General features: G+C 60.9%; 18 protein-coding genes. 14 read left to right on the top strand and 4 right to left on the bottom strand.

Annotated features, from left to right (window positions below; translation table 11 throughout):
• The first annotated feature begins 4 nt into the window (after positions 1 to 4).
• The 5 genes from hisI to pyk all read left to right on the top strand — a co-directional run bounded on the left by hisI (position 5) and on the right by pyk (position 4662).
• A complete protein-coding gene (gene hisI / locus CSING_RS08565) occupies positions 5 to 397 on the top strand; it encodes a phosphoribosyl-AMP cyclohydrolase (protein WP_236684072.1) in 393 nt (130 codons plus the stop codon).
• Positions 390 to 1022: a TIGR02234 family membrane protein gene (locus tag CSING_RS08560; protein ID WP_042531455.1), complete on the top strand. Its 633-nt coding sequence runs from the start codon at positions 390 to 392 to the stop codon at positions 1020 to 1022. The genes hisI and CSING_RS08560 overlap by 8 nt, the downstream gene beginning before the upstream one ends.
• Positions 1023 to 1129: 107 nt before the next feature.
• Positions 1130 to 1957, top strand: a complete 828-nt coding sequence (locus CSING_RS08555; RefSeq protein WP_042531453.1) for an indole-3-glycerol phosphate synthase TrpC — start codon at positions 1130 to 1132, stop codon at positions 1955 to 1957.
• Positions 1958 to 2043: 86 nt separating this feature from the next.
• Positions 2044 to 2964, top strand: a complete 921-nt coding sequence (gene lgt, locus CSING_RS08550) for a prolipoprotein diacylglyceryl transferase (protein WP_042531451.1) — start codon at positions 2044 to 2046, stop codon at positions 2962 to 2964.
• 276 nt (positions 2965 to 3240) lie between these two features.
• Positions 3241 to 4662: a pyruvate kinase gene (pyk, locus tag CSING_RS08545; protein ID WP_042533319.1), complete on the top strand. Its 1422-nt coding sequence runs from the start codon at positions 3241 to 3243 to the stop codon at positions 4660 to 4662.
• 146 nt (positions 4663 to 4808) lie between these two features.
• Here pyk and CSING_RS08540 read toward each other — a convergent pair whose 3' ends face one another.
• Together CSING_RS08540 and CSING_RS08535 are read right to left on the bottom strand one after the other, a co-directional pair.
• Positions 4809 to 7193 (bottom strand): glycogen/starch/alpha-glucan phosphorylase, encoded by a 2385-nt coding sequence (locus CSING_RS08540; protein ID WP_042531450.1) that lies wholly within the window; start codon positions 7191 to 7193, stop codon positions 4809 to 4811.
• 118 nt (positions 7194 to 7311) lie between these two features.
• Complete coding sequence (locus CSING_RS08535; RefSeq protein WP_042531448.1) at positions 7312 to 8511, bottom strand: amidohydrolase; 1200 nt, start codon at positions 8509 to 8511, stop codon at positions 7312 to 7314.
• A gap of 36 nt (positions 8512 to 8547) precedes the next feature.
• Here CSING_RS08535 and CSING_RS08530 point away from each other — a divergent pair, with 36 nt between their 5' ends.
• Positions 8548 to 8946, top strand: coding sequence for a hypothetical protein (locus CSING_RS08530; protein WP_042531446.1), 399 nt, complete (start codon positions 8548 to 8550; stop codon positions 8944 to 8946).
• On the opposite strand, the gene CSING_RS08525 is transcribed toward CSING_RS08530, so the two are convergent.
• Positions 8936 to 10078 carry a glycerate kinase gene (locus tag CSING_RS08525; RefSeq protein ID WP_042531444.1) on the bottom strand — a complete coding sequence of 381 codons (1143 nt, stop codon included), beginning with the start codon at positions 10076 to 10078 and terminating at the stop codon, positions 8936 to 8938. The two genes, CSING_RS08530 and CSING_RS08525, sit on opposite strands and share 11 nt — an antisense overlap.
• Positions 10079 to 10251: 173 nt before the next feature.
• Here CSING_RS08525 and gdhA point away from each other — a divergent pair, with 173 nt between their 5' ends.
• Together gdhA and CSING_RS08515 are read left to right on the top strand one after the other, a co-directional pair.
• Entirely contained in the window at positions 10252 to 11598 is a 1347-nt protein-coding gene (gdhA, locus tag CSING_RS08520) for an NADP-specific glutamate dehydrogenase (protein ID WP_042531442.1), read from the top strand.
• Between the two features lie 125 nt (positions 11599 to 11723).
• Positions 11724 to 12515 carry a DivIVA domain-containing protein gene (locus tag CSING_RS08515; protein WP_042531441.1) on the top strand — a complete coding sequence of 264 codons (792 nt, stop codon included), beginning with the start codon at positions 11724 to 11726 and terminating at the stop codon, positions 12513 to 12515.
• A 100-nt stretch (positions 12516 to 12615) separates the two neighbouring features.
• Here the strand turns inward: CSING_RS08515 and CSING_RS08510 are convergent, their stop codons facing one another.
• The gene (locus CSING_RS08510) at positions 12616 to 13236 is read right to left on the bottom strand and encodes a hypothetical protein (RefSeq protein ID WP_201773944.1); all 621 of its coding nucleotides are present in this window, start codon (positions 13234 to 13236) and stop codon (positions 12616 to 12618) included.
• A 170-nt stretch (positions 13237 to 13406) separates the two neighbouring features.
• Between CSING_RS08510 and CSING_RS08505 the strand changes: the two genes are divergently transcribed.
• From CSING_RS08505 to smc, 6 genes are read left to right on the top strand one after another with little or no spacing between them, the layout of a single operon-like run.
• The gene (locus CSING_RS08505) at positions 13407 to 13946 is read left to right on the top strand and encodes a YceD family protein (protein ID WP_042531439.1); all 540 of its coding nucleotides are present in this window, start codon (positions 13407 to 13409) and stop codon (positions 13944 to 13946) included.
• The gene (gene rnc, locus CSING_RS08500; RefSeq protein ID WP_042531437.1) at positions 13943 to 14713 is read left to right on the top strand and encodes a ribonuclease III; all 771 of its coding nucleotides are present in this window, start codon (positions 13943 to 13945) and stop codon (positions 14711 to 14713) included. Before CSING_RS08505 ends, rnc begins: the two co-directional genes overlap by 4 nt.
• A complete protein-coding gene (gene mutM / locus CSING_RS08495; protein ID WP_042531434.1) occupies positions 14714 to 15547 on the top strand; it encodes a bifunctional DNA-formamidopyrimidine glycosylase/DNA-(apurinic or apyrimidinic site) lyase in 834 nt (277 codons plus the stop codon).
• Between the two features lie 35 nt (positions 15548 to 15582).
• Positions 15583 to 17109: an alanine/glycine:cation symporter family protein gene (locus CSING_RS08490; RefSeq protein WP_042531432.1), complete on the top strand. Its 1527-nt coding sequence runs from the start codon at positions 15583 to 15585 to the stop codon at positions 17107 to 17109.
• On the top strand, positions 17110 to 17394 hold the full coding sequence (locus CSING_RS08485; RefSeq protein WP_042531431.1) for an acylphosphatase: 285 nt from the start codon (positions 17110 to 17112) through the stop codon (positions 17392 to 17394). It abuts the gene before it with no gap.
• A 10-nt stretch (positions 17395 to 17404) separates the two neighbouring features.
• Positions 17405 to 20908 (top strand): chromosome segregation protein SMC, encoded by a 3504-nt coding sequence (gene smc, locus CSING_RS08480; protein ID WP_042531429.1) that lies wholly within the window; start codon positions 17405 to 17407, stop codon positions 20906 to 20908.
• Positions 20909 to 20920: the final 12 nt, after the last annotated feature.

Genomic DNA, 20920 nt, shown 5'->3' with positions numbered 1-20920 from the left:
TGAACTGGCAGGAGACATCGCCCAGCAGCTCAAGCGCAACGAGGCCGGACTTGTTCCCGCTATTGTGCAGTCGGAGCGCGGCGAGGTACTCATGATGGCGTGGATGGATGACCACGCGTTGGCGTACACGCTGGCTACGCGTCGTGGTACCTACTATTCGCGTTCCCGCCAGGAGTATTGGATCAAAGGCTTGACGTCCGGGCATACCCAAGAGGTGCTCGGCGCTCGCCTGGATTGTGACGGCGACACCATCTTGCTCACCGTGCGCCAAGAGGGCGGTGCCTGCCACACGGGGGATCGCACGTGCTTCGATGCGCATAATCTCTTGGCTAAGGCGGAGGAAACAACCGAAGAGGCAATGACTGTAACCAAGGCTGGGGAGATAACTCATGGCTAGACGCATCGGACCGGTTCTTATGTTCGTGGGAACCATTGCGCTGTGGTTGTCCTCGCGCATGACCTGGGTTAAAGCCGCTGTGGAAGATGATAAGGCTGGCTCGAGCGTCATGGAGCTGTCCGGTTCGCTGTGGTCACTCGAGCTCATAGCGTTGACTGTGGTCATTCTTGCTGGCAGTGTGGCTGCTCTGGCGCTCCGCCGTACCGCTCGACGCATCGTCGCCATTCTGAGTGCAGTGGCGGCAGCTGGCGCGGCGTGGCGCCCTATCGCGTTGCTGACTGCGGGGCCTGAAGTTGAACGCGCCCAGGAACTGTTGCAGGGCGGCACGAACGATACCTCGGTGGGAGCCACGAGCATTTCTGACTGGGCTGTGGTCCTTGCCGCGGACGCGGCGTCGGCAGGCCCAGTTCTGGCGCTCGTCGGCGCAGCCTTGGCGCTGTTTGGCGCGGTTATGGTGGCCAGCAATCCCGGCGCAGACAAGCCGCGCACGTCGAAGTATGAGACTCCAGCTGTGCGCCAGGAGCGTCTCCAGGACGATTTGGAGACATCCCAGGATTCGGGCCGTGTGATGTGGGATGCTCTCGACGCAGATATTGATCCCACAGATTCCACGCCGCGTGAATGAAAGGTCGGGTGTACCGGATTTCCGGTTAGGGGCGTGGGCGCGCTAGCCTAAGTGTGATCTCAATCGCCCCGGTTCGTCTTTGAGTCTCCTCACGGAGGGAGGTGCTGATGCCTACCCCGATCGCTGTCGATCACCTCATCGCCGGCGTGCTTGCCGACGTCTCCGCGCGCGAGGCCCGCGTCCCCTTCAAGGAAGTCAAAGCGCGCTCCCGTGATATGGATGCCCCGCGCGATGCAGCCCGGGCCCTGCTGCGCCCAGGGTGCTCAATCATCACCGAAATCAAACGTGCCGTGCCTTATGCCGGTGAGATCGCGAACCTCGAAAGCCCACAGTCGGTTGCGACGCTAGCTCATGACCTTGAAGCGGCGGGGGTCCACGTCATGGCCTGCCAGACGGATCGGCGCCGCTTTCACGGTTCGCTTGAAGATATGCGCGTGGCCCGCGATGCCGTGGACGTCCCCATGGTGTGCCGCGACATCATTGTGGATCCGTATCAAATTCACGAGGCACGCTGCTACGGCGCCGATGCGATCCCGTTGCAGGTGGAGCTTCTCGAGCAAGCCCGTCTTGAGTCTCTTCTGGACCGCGTTGAGTCCTTAGGGATGACCGCCATTCTTGAGGTACGCACGAGCGCCGAAGTGGATCGTGTCATCAAAGCTGGTGGCTCTGTCGTGGCGATCAATGCGTGGTCTTTGGCCTCCGATGCTATTAATCGGGAGGCCTTTTCTACTATCTCGCCCGGTCTTCCGGAGTCCATTACCCGCATTGCCGTCGGCGGCGTCAACGGACCCCGCAATGTTTTGTCTTATGCCTCCCACGGCGCAGACGCTATCTTGGTCGGCGAGTCCATCATGGCGGCTCAGGATCCCATGGCCTTGGCGCGCTCGCTGGTGGCGGCCGGGCAACACCCGGCTTGTCCCTCCCGAAAAAGCTAGTCACAGACGCAGTATCGAGCGCGGTAGGAAACCCCCGTGCCGCTGAAGCGTTGTAGAGACAGCACTTTTCAGGCACACTATCTCCCGTGCAAATTTACAACCTCGCCAACATTCCGTCCCCGCCGCAGGGCGTGTGGCACCTCGGCCCGATCCCTATTCGCGCTTACGCCATGTGCATCATCCTCGGCATTCTCGTGGCCATGTGGATGACGCTGCGCCGCTATACCGCGCGTGGTGGCAACCCGGACGTGGTCTGGGACGCTGCCATAGTGGTCATTCCTGCTGGTATTATCGGCGGACGCCTCTACCACGTAATGACGGATTATGATAAGTACTTCTGCTCTACGTGTGACCCCATCGACGCTCTGAAGATCACCAACGGTGGCCTGGGTATTTGGGGAGCCGTGGCGCTGGGCGCAGTGGCGTTGTGGGGCATGTTCAAGATTAAGCGCATTCCGCTGGGTCCCTTCGCGGATGCCGTCGCTCCCGGCCTCATCTTGGCCCAAGCCATTGGGCGCTTGGGCAACTGGTTCAACCAAGAGCTCTACGGCCGCGAGACAAGCGTGCCGTGGGCGCTCGATATCTACTATCGCGTCAATGAAAACGGCGAGTACGCGCCGATCAGCGGCCGGTCCACCGGCGAGGTTATGACTTCAGTGCACCCGACTTTCCTCTACGAGCTTGTGTGGAACGTCATTATCTGTATCTTCCTGCTCTGGGCTCACAAAGCTTGGAAGTTGGGGCATGGTCGCGTGTTCGCGCTCTACGTTGCCGGTTACACGGCGGGCCGCTTTATTGTGGAGAATATGCGTGCGGATGAGGCCACGCACGTCTTTGGCCTGCGCATCAACATCATTGTGTCCGTTGTCTGTTTCATTATCGCTCTCATCGTGTTTTTCCGATTGCCCCGAGGACAGGAGACTCCTGATGAGGTTGATCCAACTCACGCTCAGGGCGATGATACGCCCGGCGGGAGTCATGGTTCCGCCGCGTACCCGGCCATCTAGGTCCGCGGAAGCGGTGGTGCAGTAGTAGGGATCACAGAACTTTTCTGGTGGCGACGGCACGGGAGGTGGGGCGGCTCCACACAGTGCTCCATAAGTCCGATTGTGCCCGGTCACGTCCGTATGAGACTGCGGGTACTGGCGAAATATGGGTTTCGCCGTGAAGAAGGGACTCTGGGTGGCGTGGGATGTGAGCAGCGTTCACAGTGGCCGAGACACACCAACGGGGGTAGTTTGGGAATCGTTAGATAATCCCCGATGCGAATAAGGCACTCCATGTTGGATAGAAGAACCAAAATCGTTTGTACGTTGGGTCCCGCCGTGGCAAGCAAGGAGGGAATCCTTGGCTTGGTGAATGCGGGCATGAACGTCGCGCGCCTTAACATGTCCCACGGCGAGCATGCAGACCACGAAGCAAATTACCGCTGGGTCCGCGAGGCCACTGATGAAAGTGGCAAAGCTGTTGGCGTCCTCGCTGACCTCCAGGGCCCCAAGATCCGTCTGGGTCGATTTATTAATGGCGAGGAAATGTGGGCGGAAGGTGAAACTGTCCGCATCACCGTGGAGGATGTTGAGGGAACTCACGACCGCGTATCCACGACGTATAAGAACCTGGCACAGGATGCGAAGCCGGGAGACCGCTTGCTGATTGATGACGGCAAGGTTGCCGTCGTATGCCGGGAAGTAGACGGCAACGACGTAGTCTGCGAGGTCACCGAAGGTGGTCCCGTGTCTAACAACAAGGGCGTTTCCCTGCCAGGCATGGATATTTCCGTGCCGGCTCTGTCGGAAAAGGACATCGCGGACCTTCGTTTCGCGCTGAACCTTGGTGTGGACATGATTGCTCTGTCCTTCGTCCGCTCCCCAGCAGACGTGGACAAGGTTCACGAGATTATGGATGAGGAAGGCCGCCGCGTTCCGGTCATTGCCAAGTTGGAAAAGCCCGAGGCCGTCGACGCCCTCGAATCCATCGTGCTGGCATTCGACGCCATTATGATTGCTCGCGGTGACCTTGGTGTTGAGGTGCCGCTGGAGCAGGTTCCGCTCTTCCAGAAGCGCGCTATCCAGATTGCGCGTGAGAACGCCAAGCCGGTCATCGTGGCCACCCAGATGTTGGACTCCATGATCTCCAACCTGCGTCCGACTCGTGCGGAGGCGTCCGACGTTGCTAACGCCGTGCTCGATGGCGCTGACGCCGTCATGCTCTCCGGTGAGACCTCCGTGGGTATCGACCCACAGAACGTCGTGCGCACCATGTCCAAGATCGTCACGAACGCTGAGGAAGGCGGCAAGGTTCCGCCGCTGACCCACGTGCCACGTACCAAGCGCGGTGTGGTGTCTTACTCCGCACGCGACATTGCTGAGCGTCTTAACGCTAAGGCAATCGTGGCCTTCACCACCTCCGGTGACACCGCGAAGCGCGTGGCTCGTCTGCACTCCCCGCTGCCGCTGCTGGCGTTTACCCCGCACCCGGCGGTACGTTCGCAGCTGGCCCTGACTTGGGGCGCAGAGACCTTCTTGAGCTCCGAGGTGAAGTCTACCGATGACATGATGGAAGCCATCGATCAGTCACTGCTGGGGATGGACAAGTACAAGGAAGGCGACATGATCGTCGTCATCGCTGGTACTCCTCCGGGAATCTCCGGCAATACCAACATGATCCAGGTTCACCAGCTGGGTCAGACTCTCCGCGAGCAGTAAGCACACTTTCTTACGCAGCAGAGAAAAGCACCACCGTCGCGCCCTAGAACTGGGACGACGGTGGTGCTTTTATATGTCCACCCGGGAGCCATCAGTGGGATTGCTGTGTTTGTAGCATCCTTGATGTTCCGGGTGGTGGTGCAGAACTAGAGGCTGGCGATAGGGGTCGGTGCCAGCTTCCATACCTCGTTGGCGTAGTCCGCGATGGTGCGGTCAGAGGAGAAACGACCGGAGTAACAGATGTTCAGCCAGGCCTTCTTGGCCCACGCCATCTCGTCCGCGTCGTAGTCTGCGGCCATACGGTCACGGGTCTCGCGGTAGTCGGCGAAGTCACCGAGGACGTAGTACGTGTCCTGGGCATGCTCACCGAAGCCATCGAGGAGCGAGGAGCGAAGGTCACCGAACATGCCGTTGTTCTCGGGGCCCAGGGTGCCGTCGATAAGCGCATCCAACACGCGCGACAGGCCCGGTACTGAGTTGTAGAGCTCGCCAGGGTTGTACTCGGCGCGCAGCTGCGGGATGTCCTCGTTGCGGGCACCGAAAATGTAGGCGTTTTCTTCGCCCACGGCTTCGACGATCTCCACGTTGGCGCCGTCCATGGTGCCCAGCGTCAGTGCACCGTTCATCATGAACTTCATGTTGGAGGTGCCGGATGCTTCCTTACCGGCCACGGAAATCTGCTCGGAGACATCGGCAGCCGGGATAATGTGCTCGGCAGGGGAGACATTGTAGTTCTCCACGAAGACAACGTTGAGGATGTCCTTGGTCGCCGGGTCATTGTTGACCAGATCACCGATGGTGTTGATGAGCTTAATGATGGCTTTTGCGCGTACATAACCCGGAGCTGCCTTGGCGCCAAAAATGAAGGTGCGCTTCGGCACGGTCTCGCCATCGATCTTGATGCGGAAGTAGAGGTCCAGGATGTACAGGGCGTTCATGAGCTGGCGCTTGTACTCGTGGAGGCGCTTAATCTGAACATCGAAAATGGAATCCGGATCCACGGTGGAACCTTGGTGGTATTCAATCCAGGCGGCGAAGTCCTGCTTGTTCGCGCGCTTGACGTTGATGAGCTGGCGCAGAACCTTTTCATCCTCTGCTAGCGGGGCGAGCTTAGCCAGCTCTGTGAGGTCAGTGACCCAGGCATCGGAGCCTGCCTGCTCAGTGAGCAGGTTCGCCAGACGCGGGTTGCACATGCGCAGCCAGCGGCGAGGGGTAACACCGTTGGTCTTATTGTTGAACTTTTCGGGCCACAGTTCGTGCCACTCGGAAAGCGTGTCGGCCTTAATGATTTCGGTGTGCAGGGCTGCAACACCGTTGATGGAGTAGGCCGCGTAGCAGGCAATCCATGCCATGTGAACGTGGCCGTTCGACACGGGCGCCATGTAATCAATGCGGCCCTGGTCCAGGCCGCGCTCGGCCATGTCGAGGCGGAAACGGCGGTCGATCTCCTCCACGAGCTCCCAAATGCGCCAGAAGAGCTTCTGGAAGATGGATACTTCCCAGCTCTCCAGAGCCTCTGCCAGAACGGTGTGGTTGGTGTAGGCGAAGGTCTCAGTAACGACCTTCCAGGCCTCATCCCAGCCCATGCCGTGTTCATCAAGAAGCAGGCGCAGCAGCTCCGGGATAGCGAGAACCGGGTGGGTGTCATTGAGCTGAATGCAGTTGAATTTGGCAAATCCAGTGAGGTCCTCGCCGTGGTGCTCGATGTAATTGTCGATCATCTGCTGCAGCGAAGCGGAGACGAAGAAGTACTGCTGACGAACGCGCAGAACCTTGCCCTCGTAGGTGGTGTCATTGGGGTAGAGCACGCGGCAAATGTCCATCACGCGCTCGCGTTCAACGATGGCCTCGGTGAAGCGCTGCGAATTGAAAGCATCATAGTCGAACTCGTTGATCGGCTCGGACTTCCACAGGCGCAGGGTGCCGACGTTATCGGTGCCGTAGCCGGTAATCGGCATGTCATAGGGAATTGCACGCACGTCCATGTCATCGAAGTGGATGCGGCGCTGCTCGGACGCGCGGCGGATGATGAAGTCGTAGCCATTCTCCATCCATGCGTCCGGCTCTTCGCGCTGGTAGCCATTCTCGAAGGACTGACGGAACAGGCCGTAGCGATACAGCAGACCGTAGCCGGTCACCGGGTAGTCCTGGGTGACGGCGGAGTCGAGGAAGCAGGCTGCCAAGCGGCCGAGACCACCGTTGCCAAGGGCTGCGTCGTGTTCAGCTTCGAGGACATCAGCCAGCTCGTGGCCGGCTGCCTTCGAGGCGGCGCGGGCCTCATCAACGAGGCCCACGTTTGTCAGGTTGTTGAGCAGCGCACGGCCCTGCAGAAACTCAGCGGAGAAATAGTGTTGCTGGCGGGCGGCGGCGTAGGCGCTTCGGGTAGCTTCCCAGTTATCGGCAATCTGCTCCATCACTGCGGACGATAGGCCGGACCAGAATTTACGGTTGGTAGCGGTCGGCGGCGTCACGCCGGCGGCGGCGCGGACGTGCCCGGGAACCGTTGTCTGAAATTCGGAGTGCTGGCTCATGGGTTTCCTTAAAGTTTCGCTCAATAATGCGGAAAAAGATCACTTTCAAGCTTAACTAGTTCCGATTGGGCGCGCAGACCTCCAGCGCGTGTTGCTGCGGTCCATCTTTCAGGTGGCTTTATCGAGCAAGGAAAGAGAGCACTGCGGCCGCAGCGGCGCGAGTTGCGGACTCCATGGTCGGGGCGTAGTCCGGCAGAAAGGTGGACTGGTGGTTGACTGGAGGGTTGTCTAGGAGCTCGTCCGGGGTAGAGCCGACAAACCAGAAGTAGTAGGGCACGCCCCAGGCCTGGGGGAGGTAGCAGAAATCCTCTGAGACCGTGGCTGGTTGGGCGGTGACGGAGAGCTCGCCAAAGACCTCATCAAAGGACGCGCGCACCGTCTCGTGGGCGCCAGGATCATTATCGGTGACTTCGCCATGGGCGTAGTACTCGAAGGTTGGCTCAGCCGGGCAGCCGGAGGCTTCGCATTCGGCACGCACCATGCGCTCGAGGGAGGCGTAGACACGTTCGGCCAACTCCGGCTTGTAGTAGCGGGTGTTGAGAACTAGCTCGGCGCTGCCGGGGATGATGTTGTTTTTATCGCCGGCATGCAGCTCGCCGACGGAAATGACGAAGAAGTCGTGGGGCGGCACTTCGCGTCCGACGATGGCTTGGAGGCGCGTGACCACCATGGCGGCGACATAGGACGGATCGACGGACTCGTGGGGCATTGAAGCATGGGCAGAGCGGCCGGTGATGTGGATCCGCAGGGAATCACAGCCGGCGAGGATAGGGCCGGCGGTGGACTGCACCTGGCCGGCCGGGCCAGGCATGACGTGCTGGCCTAGGCACACATCTGGCGTGGGCACACGCTCGGTGAGTCCATCCGCAATCATGTACTTCGCGCCCATGGAAGATTCCTCGGCCGGCTGGAACAAGGCTAGGAAGGTGCCCTGCCAGGCGTCGCGGTGGACGTCGAGAAGCGCACAGGCTCCCAACAGTGCCGTGGTGTGGACGTCGTGGCCGCACGCATGCATCGAGCCATTGGTGGCAGCGAAGTCCACGCCGGTTTCCTCCGTCACGGGCAGTGCATCAAAGTCGGCGCGCATGAGCGCCGTCGGCCCCACACCATTGCGGAAAATGGCGACAATACCGTGGCCACCAATGCCGGTCACAACCTCACAATCACAATCGTCCAGCTTCTCCAGAATGCGTCCCGCGGTGCGCTCTTCCTCGTGGGACAGCTCCGGGTGGGCATGGAGATCCTCGTAGAAGGCGCGCTGCCAGGAGAGGTCAACGGCGCTGGAGTTGAAAAGTGTCGCGAGTGTGGGATCTGCCATATTTACTGTCCTTTAAGTTAGGGTAGGATTACCTTCATGCCAATGATTCAGTTTGATGTTCTGGTGCCGGATGACCAAGCCGAGCGCGTTGCCGAGATCTTCACCACTGCTACCCAGAAACTGGTGGATAACAATTCGCTGACCGCAGCCGAGGTTACCCGTGTGGCTTCCCCACCGTGTGTGGAGGGCCTGGAGGAGCAGCTGCGCCAGACCTACCGTGACGAGCACGAGGACCGCGATCTTGAGGGCGCGAATGTGCACCGCTACGAGATTGCGGTGGAGGGGGTCACGGGGTCAGTGAACCAGCTGACAATGGTCCTTGCGCGTCTTCTGACTCCGCATTCGGTGCTGCCCAAGGATCACGTCTTGCTTGAAGATGAGGCTGCGCACGAGCGCCCAGCTATCTTCCCATGGTCGGTGCAGGTTAACCCGTAGTGCTCTGAATAAATTCCGTCACGAGTCTCTCAGTGGCGGCACTGATCTGCGCAGCGACTTCACTGTGGCTGTCACTGTCCAATTCGTGAAGTAGGGCTCCCTCTGGGGGCGCAACCGTGGCGGAGCCCGTAATGACGCCGAGGGTGGGGGAGCCCGCAGTGCCCTCCGCCGTTAACTCCGCCAGAGTGCCCACCACTTTGCCGGTAAGGGATTGCTCATCGAAGCAGCCTTCACCGGTGATGAGCAAATCGGTCTCGGTTAGACGCGCGGGGAGTCCAAGTTTATCGGCCACGTAGTGCCCGCCCGGCACGATCGAGCAGTGCTCATCCGTGCCCCACAATGTCCGTGAGAGCCAGCTCAGCGCGATGGGGATGCCGCCGGCAGCGCCCATGAATTCTGCGTGCGCATCCGTCCCAGTTACCTCGCACAGTTGCAGCATTGCGCCGGCAAGGAGGGCTACCTGCTCGCCCTCGGCGCCCTTTTGTGGGCCATACATGGTGGCTGCCTGAATGGGGACTGCGCGGGTATCCGCCACCAAGGTGTAATCCAGTAGGGCGGCTTTCATATTGAGTTGTGCCGTGTCGATGGTGTCCAGGTTCACCAGCGGGGCGCCGCCCTTGGGGAGCGCATAGCCGCGAGAGTCGTGTGCGGCGGCTCCCAGTGCTGCGAGGATTCCCAGGCCCCCGTCAATGCTGGCGCTTCCGCCGAGGCCCAGCACGATGTGCGTGGCACCGCGTGCCTCCGCATCGGCGATGAGCACTCCGGTGCCGTAGGAATCTGCGTGGAGTGGGTCGAGAGCGTCGGCCACGGCTGGAAGGCCGGTAGCCGCAGCAACATCGATAAACGCTTCCTCACCCACCAGTTGATAGCTTGCCTCCGTCAAGCGCCCCACTGCATCAGTGGTGGGCAACGTGATGGTCTGGCCTGGGGTGCCGTGGCGCGCGACGGCGGCGCTAGCAAGGACTTCTGCAGTACCTTCACCGCCATCCGCCATGGGAAGCGTCGTCACTGTGGATTCGGGCGCGAGGTCGCAGGCGTTCACCGCGCGGCGCGCGCCGAGGGCAATCGCCGCAGCAGCTTCCGCGGCAGTGGCGGTGCCTTTGAAAGAGTCGGGGGCAACGAGAATGTGCATACCCACGAGTATATGAGCCCTAGTGTGACGAACTTTTTTCAGGTCGCTGACCTGCGCGTGAAGGATGTCTCGGCATTTTCGTGTTGCAATTTAGGTCGAATGATAGAAAACTAACGGCTGTTCATTAGATGAAGTGCTAACCGTTCAGGTCGGCACCCTATGGAAGGATTGCCATGTCCATTGATCAGCAAATCTCTGACTATTACAGCAAGCTCCTCAAGCGCAACGCGGGCGAACCCGAGTTTCACCAGGCGCTTGCTGAAGTCCTTGATTCCCTCAAGATCGTCCTCAATAAGGACCCACACTACGCTGACTACGGTCTGGTTGAGCGCCTGTGCGAACCGGAGCGCCAGCTTATCTTCCGTGTCCCGTGGGTCGATGACAATGGCGAAATCCAGGTCAACCGCGGCTTCCGCGTCCAGTTCAACTCTGCTCTTGGCCCCTACAAGGGCGGCCTGCGCTTCCACCCCAGTGTCAACCTGGGCATCATTAAGTTCCTCGGTTTCGAGCAGATCTTTAAGAACTCTCTGACCGGCCTGCCCATCGGCGGCGGTAAGGGCGGCTCGGACTTTGACCCGAAGGGCAAGTCAGACGCTGAGGTCATGCGCTTCTGCCAGTCCTTCATGACGGAGTTGCACAATCACATCGGCGAGTACCGCGATGTTCCGGCAGGTGACATTGGCGTTGGTGGCCGCGAAATTGGCTACCTCTTTGGTCAGTATCGCCGCTTGGAGAATAAGCACGAGTCCGGCGTCTTGACGGGTAAAGGCTTGACCTGGGGTGGCTCGCTCGTGCGTACTGAGGCTACCGGTTACGGTCTGGTCTACCTCACCGCAGAGATGATGAAGGCTCATGGTGAATCCTTCGACGGCGCCAAGGTTATCGTGTCCGGTTCGGGCAACGTGGCCATTTACGCTGCGGAGAAGGTTCAGCAACTTGGCGGAACGGTTGTGGCTATGTCGGATTCCTCCGGCTACATCACCACCCCGAATGGTGTGGACCTGGAGCTGCTCAAGGACATTAAGGAAGTGCGTCGTGAGCGTATCTCCACCTATGCGGGGGAAGCCGGCCAGGGCGTGGAGTTCCACGAGGGCGGCAATGTCTGGGAGGTTCAGGCCGATGTTGCGCTGCCGTGTGCTACCCAAAACGAACTCGATGGTGATGACGCTAAATTGCTGGTGGACAACAAGGTGCGTTACGTTGCCGAGGGTGCGAATATGCCGTGTACTCCGGAGGCGGTTCACTACTTCCTGGAGGAGAAGATCGCCTTCGCGCCGGGCAAGGCTGCCAACGCCGGTGGTGTGGCCACCTCCGCGTTGGAGATGCAGCAGAACGCATCCCGTGACTCGTGGACCTTCGACTACACCGATAAGCGTCTCCACGAGATCATGTCGAGCATCTTCCGCAACATTGACAAGACCGCGAAGGAGTACGGTCTTGAAGGTGACTACGTGGCGGGTGCCAATATTGCCGGATTCAAGAAGGTAGCGGACGCCATGCTGGCACAGGGTGTTATCTAGCCCTTCTTGTAGCCCTTCTTGTTTGGCTGCCTCCTCAGGGCGCGACGTTGCACTGGGGAGGTTTTCGCTGTCAACACCCGCGTGGGATACAACGCGCTGCGTAACGGCTTGGTTAGGCTGGTGCCATGTACCGCGTTTTTGAGTCCCTCGATGAACTTGTTCGCAACTTGGAACAGGCCTATGCCGTTCCCATGACTTCTAATTGCATGGTTCCGCGTCACGAGATGCTTGCGCTTCTCGACGACCTTCGTAACGCCCTTCCCGTTGAAATGGATGACGCCCAGGACGTCTTGGACAAGCAGGACGAAATCCTTCACGGCGCAGAGGAGCGCGCAGACCAGATCATTTCCGAGGCTAACGCTGAGGCCGATGACACCGTCACGCGTGCGCGTGAGGACTCAGACGCCATGCTTGCTGACGCTCAACATCGCGCTACCACCATGGTTGCCCAGGCTGAAGATGAAGCGACCACGTTGGTTGACAACGCCCGCGCCGATGCAGAACGCACGCGTGCCCAGGCGGATGAGGAATATCAGCGCGCGGTTGCTGCCGGTCAGGCAGAGCAGGAGCGCCTTGTCTCCGAGTCTGAGGTTGTGCGCCGCGCTGATGACGAGGCACACCGCATCGTGGAGTCTGCGCACTCTGAGTCCAACCGTCTGCGCACTGAGTGCGATGAGTTTGTTGATGACAAACTGGGAGAGTTCGAGACCACGCTCTCTGACCTCTTGCGCACGGTTAACAATGATCGTTCCGCCCTGCGCCGCGGCGCCGGAGTGCGTTCCCGCGGTGAATCTCGTGCTGAGGGACGTGAGCTGCGAGGCGAAGCACGTGCTGATGCTCGTTCCGAGTCCCGAGGCGAAAATTGGGAACGCGAGTCGCGTCCACGCCGCGCACCGCGCGCGCCCCGTGACTACTAAACTTTCGGTGTGAAAACCGCGGCCCGGCCCTGTTGGGCCGAGCCCTTGTCACTATTATCGGGTTCTCTCACGACGCCGTTCGGCCCCGCAGCAGTGCCGCTTAAGCAGCGGAAGGGGAGATGCGGCGCGAGGTTTCGAAGGCTTTGGCGGCTTCACGGGCGGCCTCAGCGCGGTGGATCCGATCGGCCTCAGCAGCAGGTATTGTGCTCAAGGATGCGGCGATCCCCGCAGCGACCACACCCGGGAGGGCGTAGAGCACCCACATACTTCCGAAGCCCAGTCCCGACGCGAGGGGATCGGAGGTAGGCACCCACGGTGCGCCGGCACGGGCGAGCATGAGATCAACCCCACCAACGCTGAGCATCATCACACCGATCACGAGGAAAGCGGCGGAAAAGGATTCTCGTGCGCCCCAGACGATAAAGGCCGCGAACAAGGAAAACAATGCCGAGGAGATGATGACGATAGAGCTAAAGTGCAAGGGCAAGAGCGCTACTGCGCCCACCATGATGCCGGCGAGAACGCCAATGGGTGCCACGTGGTGGAGGAGTAGCCCGTCGCGGCCGAAGACGCTCGGTCGGCGCCGGGTCACGGTGCGACGGCAAACGACACCGATGGTGACCAAGGCCAGGGCTGGGACGAGACACTGTAGCGGGTACATCGCTGCGAGGTCACGTGCCGTGGACGCTAGGGCAGTCGTGTCAGTGGCGGTGTAGCTCATGTCACTCAACGGTAGGGGCAGAGCAGCGCGTTAGCGAGTCCTATAGACAACTCTTTACATGTCTGTGTCCCAACATTCAGACTCCTGCCAGTCTCGGGCGCTTGCTGGCAGCATTGCCAGGCAGCTTAGGAGTGGGGGATACGAGCACACAGGGTAAGCTGGGTGGCGCTATGAATTCACCATTGAAGTTCGACGTGACGGAATTGCTGCGCAGCCAAGGCTCCGAGGCTCTGCCCGAGCACCGCGTTCAGACGGGCCCAGCCCCAGAGCGCATCGGCGTGGAAATGATCGCTATCCCGCAAGGCAACGAGCTAACAGTAGACGCTACTCTGACGCCGCTGGGCTCGGGCGTGCTGGTGGATGCTGACGTTACCGGAACGCTGAGCGGCGAATGCGCGCGCTGCCTTGAGGAGCTTCACCCAGAGCTGGACCTACACGTCTCGCAGGTTTTCGCTGCCGACGAGTCCTTCATCAGCGGGGACGAGGAGGAGGATGAGGATCAAGGCTCCGGTGATGAGGTGCCAGAGATCAAGGACGGAGTCTTAGATCTTCTGCAGACCGTCATCGATGAGGCTGGGCTCACTCTGCCTTTTGCCCCGACGTGTGAGGGGGGTTGCGAAGCCGCGACTCCGGAAGGCGTGACCACCGGAGTCTCCGGAGAGGAAGAGCGCGTGGATCCGCGCTGGTCTGGGCTGGAGAAGTTCCTATGAGCAAGAAAAAGAAGCTCACCGGTGAGGAAGCACGTGCAGCTGCCTATGCAGAGGTTGACCACACCCCGTTGCTCAAGGCATTGGGCGTGGACATCGACGATGAGCACCTGTGCCTTGCGCTAACGCACCGTTCCTTTGCCAACGAGAATGGTCACCTTCCCAATAACGAGCGCCTCGAGTTTCTGGGGGATGCCGTGCTGGGACTGTCCATCGCGGCGAAGCTGTACGAGCGCTACCCGTCGCGCCCTGAATCGGATATTTCTAAAATGCGCGCCTCCATCGTCTCGCGCTACGGCCTGTCTGATGTAGCCCGCGAGATTGATTTGGGCAAGCATATTCTGCTGGGCAAGGGCGAACAGACCACCGGTGGTCGCGACAAGGATTCCATCCTCGCTGATACCACCGAGGCCATCTTGGGAGCGATTTATCGCCAGCATGGCTTCGAGGTGGCACGCGGGGTTATCCTGCACCTCTTTGCGGCCAAGGTTGAGAATGCCGTGGTCTCTGGCCGTCACATGGACTGGAAGACCACGTTGCAGGAGCTGTGTGCGGAGCTCAAGGCTGCGATGCCGGTGTATTCGGCGACCTCAACCGGTCCCGAGCATGATCAGACCTTTAACGCCGTGGCCACCGTCGCTGGTCTGACTGTGGGACGCGGCACAGGGCACAACAAGAAGCTGGCGGAGCAGCAGGCGGCTGAGGAAGCCTGCCAGGCGCTGCGTGAAACTCCGCTGCTGGTTCAAGGAACCGCAGCTAAAGAGAGCTAGATGCCCGAGCTTCCTGAAGTCGAATCCGTCCGCCGCGGACTTGAGCCATATCTTGCTGGGCGCAGTTTCGCCTCGGTGGAGGTTCTCCATCCACGAGCGAATCGTGGGCAGGAAGAGCCCCTCGCCGCGCTCCTACAGGATCGGAGGATTGCCGCTGTGGCGCGCCGCGGCAAGTTCATGTGGCTCGAGTTCGCCGATGAGGACCGAGCGGATCCGGCCCGCGATGTGCTGTTCATTCACTTGGGCATGTCTGGTCAAGTGCGGATCGGTGCGGTGGATTCCCCACACGTACGTATCGCTGCTGTGCTTGATGACGCCACCCCCATCAACTTCGTCGACCAGCGCACCTTCGGTTACTGGCGTCTCGCTCCGTGGTTGAGTATTGCGCACATTGCCTCAGACCCGCTCGAGCCTGACTTTGACGTGACCTCCGCCGCGCGTCGCATCCGCGCCAAGAAGACCGCGGTGAAGGTGGCGCTCCTAGACCAAACAGTGGTGAGCGGAGTGGGCAATATTTACGCCGACGAGGCCCTGTGGGCGGCGGGGATTTCCCCGCTGAAGAAGGCGAATACACTGCGGCAACGCGATGCGGTGGCTCTTGTGGAGGCTGCTGCGGATGTCATGCGTGCAGCGCTTGAGGTCGGCGGCACCAGCTTTGATGCCCTTTATGTCAATGTCAATGGTGAGTCTGGATATTTTGATCGCTCGCTGCATGTCTATGGGCGCGGTGGTGACCCCTGTGATCGCTGCGGAACTGAGCTGGTCAAGACAGTGCTGGGCGGGCGTGGCACCCATTATTGCCCATCCTGTCAGCGCAGGGGAGCGCGCAAGTAGGTTCATGGTGGCCATACCCATTAAGATTATGGCCCATGCAAGAAGTTTTCAGCACTGTGATTGGTGCCATTAATAACAGCCTCTGGTCTTATGTCCTGCCGTGGCTGCTCATCGCTGCTGGCCTGTTCTTCGGCATCCGTACCGCCGTGGTGCAGGTGCGAATGCTTCCGGACATGTTCAAGGCGGTCGTCGAGAAGCCCAAGGGCGTCGGTGTGGATGCGGATGCTGACTATGGCGGTATCTCAGCCTTCAAAGCTTTCACGATTTCTGCGGCATCTCGTGTGGGCACCGGCAATGTGGCTGGTGTGGCTGTAGCCATTTCCGTGGGTGGCCCCGGTTCGGTGTTCTGGATGTGGCTCATCGCCATCCTCGGTGGCGCCACCGCGTTCGTGGAGTCCACCCTGGCGCAGCTGTGGAAGGTGCGTGAAGGTGATGCCTACCGCGGCGGCCCCGCTTATTACATGTCCCGTGGCCTGGGATGGACACCGCTGGCCACCATCTTCTCCGTGGCCATTGCCATTACCTTCGGCTGGTTCTACAACGCTTTCCAGACCAACGCCATCTCTGATTCCCTCGCAACTTCCTTTGGCCAGGACTCCACCGTCTTCAAAGCGGGTGTAGGTGTTGCCATCGTCCTCGTGTCAGGTGCCATCATCATTGGTGGTGTGCAGCGCATCGCCACCATGACCCAGTTCATTGTCCCGTTCATGGCGGGTGCGTACCTCATTGTTGGTTTTATCGTCGTGGCCCTGAACTATGACAAGGTTCCGGACATGATCGCCTCCATCATCGGCTCGGCCTTTGGCTTCCGTGAGGCCGCCGGCGCCACCTTGGGCTTGGCCATGCTTAAGGGTATTCAGCGAGGCTTGTTCTCCAACGAGGCCGGCGAGGGCTCGGCCCCGAATGCTGCGGCAACGGCCACCGTTTCCCACCCGGTCAAGCAGGGTCTGGTTCAGACCCTCGGTGTCTACTTCGACACCCTCGTGGTTTGTTCCATCACGGCTTTCATCATCTTGTTGGGCACTGATTTCGAGACCTTTGGCTCGGATGCCATCGAGGGCGTGACGCTGACTCAGAACGCTCTGGCAGGAACAGTAGGCGAGTGGGGCATCCACTTCGTGACCTTCATTCTCTTCTTCCTCGCTTTCTCCTCCATTTTGGGCAATTATTACCTTGCCGAATCCAACGTGGAGTACCTCTCGGAAAAGAAGTGGGTGCTCTGGGGCTTCCGCATCATCGTGCTGGCGTTTGTTTTCTATGGCGCTGTCGCTCCGCTGGGCACCATCTTTGACCTTGCCGATACGGGCGCAGCCATCATGGTTCTTCTCAACATCTGCGCCATCGTTCCGCTCTCGGGCGTGGCAATCAAGCTGCTTAAGAACTATAACGAGCAGCGCCGCAAGGGCGTTGACCCGGTATTTCACCGTGATATGCTGCCGGAATTGAAGGGCGTCGAATGCTGGGATGGTTCTGACCCGGTAACCCGCCGTAGCCTGGAAGACCGTCGCGAACTTCGCCACCAGCGCGACCTTGGTGACCACACGAACTTGAGGGAGTACTAAATGGCAGAGCAGCGCTTGACTGCATTCGTTCACGGCTCGGTCCAAGGCGTGGGCTTTCGCTGGTGGACGCGCTCCCGCGCCCTTGAGTTAGGCTTGGCCGGTCATGCAACGAATATGAAGGACGGCCGCGTCCAGGTGGTCGCTGAAGGCTCGCGCGCTGACTGCGAACGCCTGCTGGAGCTGCTTCGTGAAGAACCGTCCACCACGCGCCGCCCGGGCGTGGTCGACACCGTGGTGGAGCAGTGGGCTGAACCACGCGGCGAGACCGGGTTCATCGAGCGCTAAACTAGTCCGAATGCACCTCAAATCGCTCACGCTGAAAGGCTTTAAGTCCTTTGCGTCCGCGACGAACCTGAAGTTCGAGCCCGGCATTTGCGCCGTCGTGGGTCCGAACGGCTCCGGTAAGTCCAATGTCGTCGATGCCCTGGCCTGGGTCATGGGTGAGGGCAGCGCGAAAACCTTGCGTGGCGGCAAGATGCAGGACGTCATCTTCGCCGGAGCCGGCGACCGCAAGGCCTTAGGCCGCGCCGAGGTTACCCTCACCATCGATAACTCCGATGGAGCCTTGCCCATTGAATACTCGGAAGTATCCGTCACGCGCCGCATGTTCCGCGATGGTGCGAGCGAATATGAGATCAACGGCGCCAAAGCGCGCCTCATGGACATCCAGGAGCTGCTCTCCGATTCCGGTATCGGTCGTGAGATGCACATTATCGTCGGCCAGGGAAAGCTTGCGGAAATCCTGGAATCCCGCCCGGAAGATCGTCGCGCCTACATCGAAGAAGCAGCGGGTGTGCTCAAGCACCGCCGCCGTAAAGAAAAGGCACAGCGCAAGCTCACCGGTATGCAGGCAAACCTTGACCGCCTGCAGGATCTCACCGATGAGCTAGGTAAGCAGCTCAAACCGTTGGCGCGGCAGGCGGAGGCTGCGAAACGAGCCGCTACGGTGCAGGCCGACCTTCGTGATGCCCGCCTGCGCCTTGCGGGTGACCGCGTGGTGCGTGTGCGCGCTACCTTCGAGGATGCCGAACGCCGCGCCGCGGTCCTGGCTGAGCAGGTCGAGGAGGTCACGGCTCAGCTCGAAGAAGCGACCGAGAACCAGCTCGAGATCGACGCCGAACTGGGGGATGTCTCTCCGCGCGCGGAGGCCGCCCAGAAATTGTGGTTCGATTTGTCGACTCTCTCCGAGCGCATCTCCGCCACGCAACGCATTGCCGCGGAGCGTGCCAGCAACGTGGGTGCGCAGGTGGCTTATGCCGGCCAGGATCCGGATGAGCTGGAGGCGAAGGCTCAGGTCGCCGACGATACCCATGCCGAGCTCCTCGCCGCTGCGGAGGAGGCGGCGGAGCGCCTCGAATCGATTCGGGAAGAGGTGGCCGAGCGCCGTGAGGCCTTCGAAGAGGCTGATAAGGAACACATGGCGCAGTTGCGCGCCATCGCTGACCGCCGCGAGGGTGTTGTTCGCCTCATTGCTGCCGAAGAAAAGGTGGCAGGCCAAGTGTTGGCCGCGGAGGCGGAGCTAGGCCGTCAGGAAGAGACCCTGACCAGCACCAAGGCCCGCACGCGGGGCGCTCAAGCAGAAGCCGATGAGGTTGCTGACAAACTCAGTACCCTGGCGTCGGAGCGCGAGCCCCTCGAGGAAGCGCATGTGCGTGCGGCCAGCGAGTCCGATGCTGCGGATAAGCGCCTTGAGCAACTGCGTGATGCCCAGCGTGAGCGCGAGCGTGCCGTGTACTCGCTACGCGCCCGCATCGATACCCTCGGACAGACTACTCCTGAGGCGCTCGACTTGGGCGAGGGTTTCTCGCCACTAGCGGATTTCATCTCCACACGGTACGAGACTGCCGTTGCTGCGGCCTTGGGATCTTTTGCTGAGGCGCAGGCGGGTGCGGTGAGCGAGGACATCGTGGCTAACGTGGCGGAGGCAAGCCGCACGCCGCTTGTCGACGTCTCCATGGCCGACCCCAGCACAAGCTGGCGCCTCGACGCGGATTTGCCGCAGGGGGCCGAGTGGTTGCTCGATCACCTGGTCCTCGTTCCGGAGGTGTCGACGGCGCTGACGCGGTTGCTGTCCGACGTCGTCCTCGTCAAGGACTTCGCCGCTGCCCGGGCCGTCGTTGCGGAGGATCCGCGCCTGCGTGCGGTGACGCCGGAGGGCCTGCTCGTGGGTGAGGGCTGGGTTGAAGCCGGCACTGGTAGCGCCTCAACCGTGGAGGTCAGCGCCCAGATTGCTGAGGCCGAGGCCCAGCTTGAGTCAGCGACCCATGAGCTTGAGGAACTCTCCGGAACCCTGGAAGGCGCGAAGCTCGCCGCCGACGATGCCCGCGTGACCGCCGCCAGCGCCAAGGCGGCTCTCCGCGAGCACGACCATGAGGTGGAGGCCTGGAAGCGCGACCACCAGCGCCTGCTTAAACAATACGAAGCCAACAAGGCCGAGCACGAGAAAGCCGCCGCCCACGCCACCGACATCGAGATCCAGCTGGTGCGCCTACGCGAAGAGTTGGACGAGGCCCGCGACCGTCTCTCCCGCATCGACGCCGATGAACAGGCCGACGAGCCCTCCTCCGTCGAGCGCGATGAGGCCTCACGTGCCCTTGAGCAGGTCAAGGCTATGGAGGTCGAGGCCCAACTGGCCGCCCGCAGTGCCGAGGAAAAGGTCGGCCAAGCGGCGGGTAGGGGAGAAGCACTGCGCCGCCAAGCGCAGCATGAGCGTCAAGCCAAAGCCCGCCATGATCAGGCGATGGCACGCCGCCAAGCGCAGGCCCGACTGGCGGGGGCTGTAGACAAGCACGCCCAAGACCTCGCCGCACGTGTCACCCATGCCTTGGAGCGTGCCGCAGAGGAACGTGATGAACTTGTGACCCAGCGTGGAGTGCTGCAGGGCCGTGCCCAGACGGCGAAACAGGCGGTCTCTGCCACCCGCCAGCAGCTGGATCGGCTGACGGATTCCGCACACAACTCGGAGATTGCCCGCAGCCAGGCGCAGGTTCGCGTCGATGAGGCCGAAGCCAAGATTGTGGAGCAGCTCGGCATCGCGATTCCGGATCTTTTGAAGGATTACACCCCGGGCGAGGATTTCGACCGCTCGGAGGAAACGGCTCGTCTCAAACAAGCAGAGAAGGACCTCAACTCCTTGGGTAAAGTCAACCCCTTGGCACTGGAGGAGTACAAGGCGTTGGAGGAGCGCTATACCTTCCTGTCGACACAGCTTGATGATGTTATCCAAGCCCGCAAGGACCTCACCGGTGTCATCGAGGACGTTGACGCGCAGATTCTGCAGCTGTTTACGGATGCCTGGCATGACGTGGAGGCGGAGTTCCCCAAAGTCTTCCAGACTCTCTTCCCAGGTGGTGAGGGACGGCTCATCCTCACGGAGCCCGATGACATGTTGGCCACCGGCATCGAGGTGGAGGCCCGCCCACCGGGCAAGAAGGTCAAGCGCCTGACCTTGCTCTCAGGTGGCGAGAAGTCCCTGACTGCGCTAGCCATGCTGGTGGCCATCTTCCGGGCACGCCCCTCACCGTTCTATGTCATGGATGAGGTGGAGGCCGCGCTTGACGACGTCAACCTCCGCCGCCTCATCGCCCTCTTCGAAGAACTGCGCAAGGACTCGCAGCTCATCGTCATTACCCACCAGAAGCCGACAATGGATGTGGCCAACGTTCTTTATGGCGTCACCATGCGCGGCGACGGCGTCACGCGCGTCATCTCGCAGCGCATGAGCCGCGCCGGTGAGGCCCCCGGCACCGCTCAGGCCGCTGAGGACGCCACGCGCCTGGGCGTTGATGCCCCGCGTTAACCTCGGTTTCCG

The organism is Corynebacterium singulare (genome assembly GCF_000833575.1).
GTDB lineage: Bacteria > Actinomycetota > Actinomycetes > Mycobacteriales > Mycobacteriaceae > Corynebacterium > Corynebacterium singulare.
Note: the sequence above shows the minus strand (reverse complement) of the source record. Positions and strands in the feature narration are given on the sequence as shown.

Excerpts from the sequence above, each read along its gene's own strand:
- CSING_RS08560 (WP_042531455.1), top strand. The coding sequence starts at position 390 with ATGGCTAGACGCATCGGACCGGTTCTTATGTTCGTGGGAACCATTGCG.
- rnc (WP_042531437.1), top strand. The coding sequence starts at position 13,943 with ATGAGCAAGAAAAAGAAGCTCACCGGTGAGGAAGCACGTGCAGCTGCC.
- CSING_RS08555 (WP_042531453.1), top strand. The coding sequence starts at position 1,130 with ATGCCTACCCCGATCGCTGTCGATCACCTCATCGCCGGCGTGCTTGCC.
- CSING_RS08525 (WP_042531444.1), bottom strand. The coding sequence starts at position 10,078 with ATGCACATTCTCGTTGCCCCCGACTCTTTCAAAGGCACCGCCACTGCC.
- smc (WP_042531429.1), top strand. The coding sequence starts at position 17,405 with ATGCACCTCAAATCGCTCACGCTGAAAGGCTTTAAGTCCTTTGCGTCC.
- CSING_RS08505 (WP_042531439.1), top strand. The coding sequence starts at position 13,407 with ATGAATTCACCATTGAAGTTCGACGTGACGGAATTGCTGCGCAGCCAA.
- CSING_RS08535 (WP_042531448.1), bottom strand. The coding sequence starts at position 8,511 with ATGGCAGATCCCACACTCGCGACACTTTTCAACTCCAGCGCCGTTGAC.
- gdhA (WP_042531442.1), top strand. The coding sequence starts at position 10,252 with ATGTCCATTGATCAGCAAATCTCTGACTATTACAGCAAGCTCCTCAAG.
- CSING_RS08510 (WP_201773944.1), bottom strand. The coding sequence starts at position 13,236 with ATGAGCTACACCGCCACTGACACGACTGCCCTAGCGTCCACGGCACGT.
- CSING_RS08490 (WP_042531432.1), top strand. The coding sequence starts at position 15,583 with ATGCAAGAAGTTTTCAGCACTGTGATTGGTGCCATTAATAACAGCCTC.
- CSING_RS08530 (WP_042531446.1), top strand. The coding sequence starts at position 8,548 with ATGCCAATGATTCAGTTTGATGTTCTGGTGCCGGATGACCAAGCCGAG.
- CSING_RS08515 (WP_042531441.1), top strand. The coding sequence starts at position 11,724 with ATGTACCGCGTTTTTGAGTCCCTCGATGAACTTGTTCGCAACTTGGAA.
- CSING_RS08540 (WP_042531450.1), bottom strand. The coding sequence starts at position 7,193 with ATGAGCCAGCACTCCGAATTTCAGACAACGGTTCCCGGGCACGTCCGC.
- CSING_RS08485 (WP_042531431.1), top strand. The coding sequence starts at position 17,110 with ATGGCAGAGCAGCGCTTGACTGCATTCGTTCACGGCTCGGTCCAAGGC.
- mutM (WP_042531434.1), top strand. The coding sequence starts at position 14,714 with ATGCCCGAGCTTCCTGAAGTCGAATCCGTCCGCCGCGGACTTGAGCCA.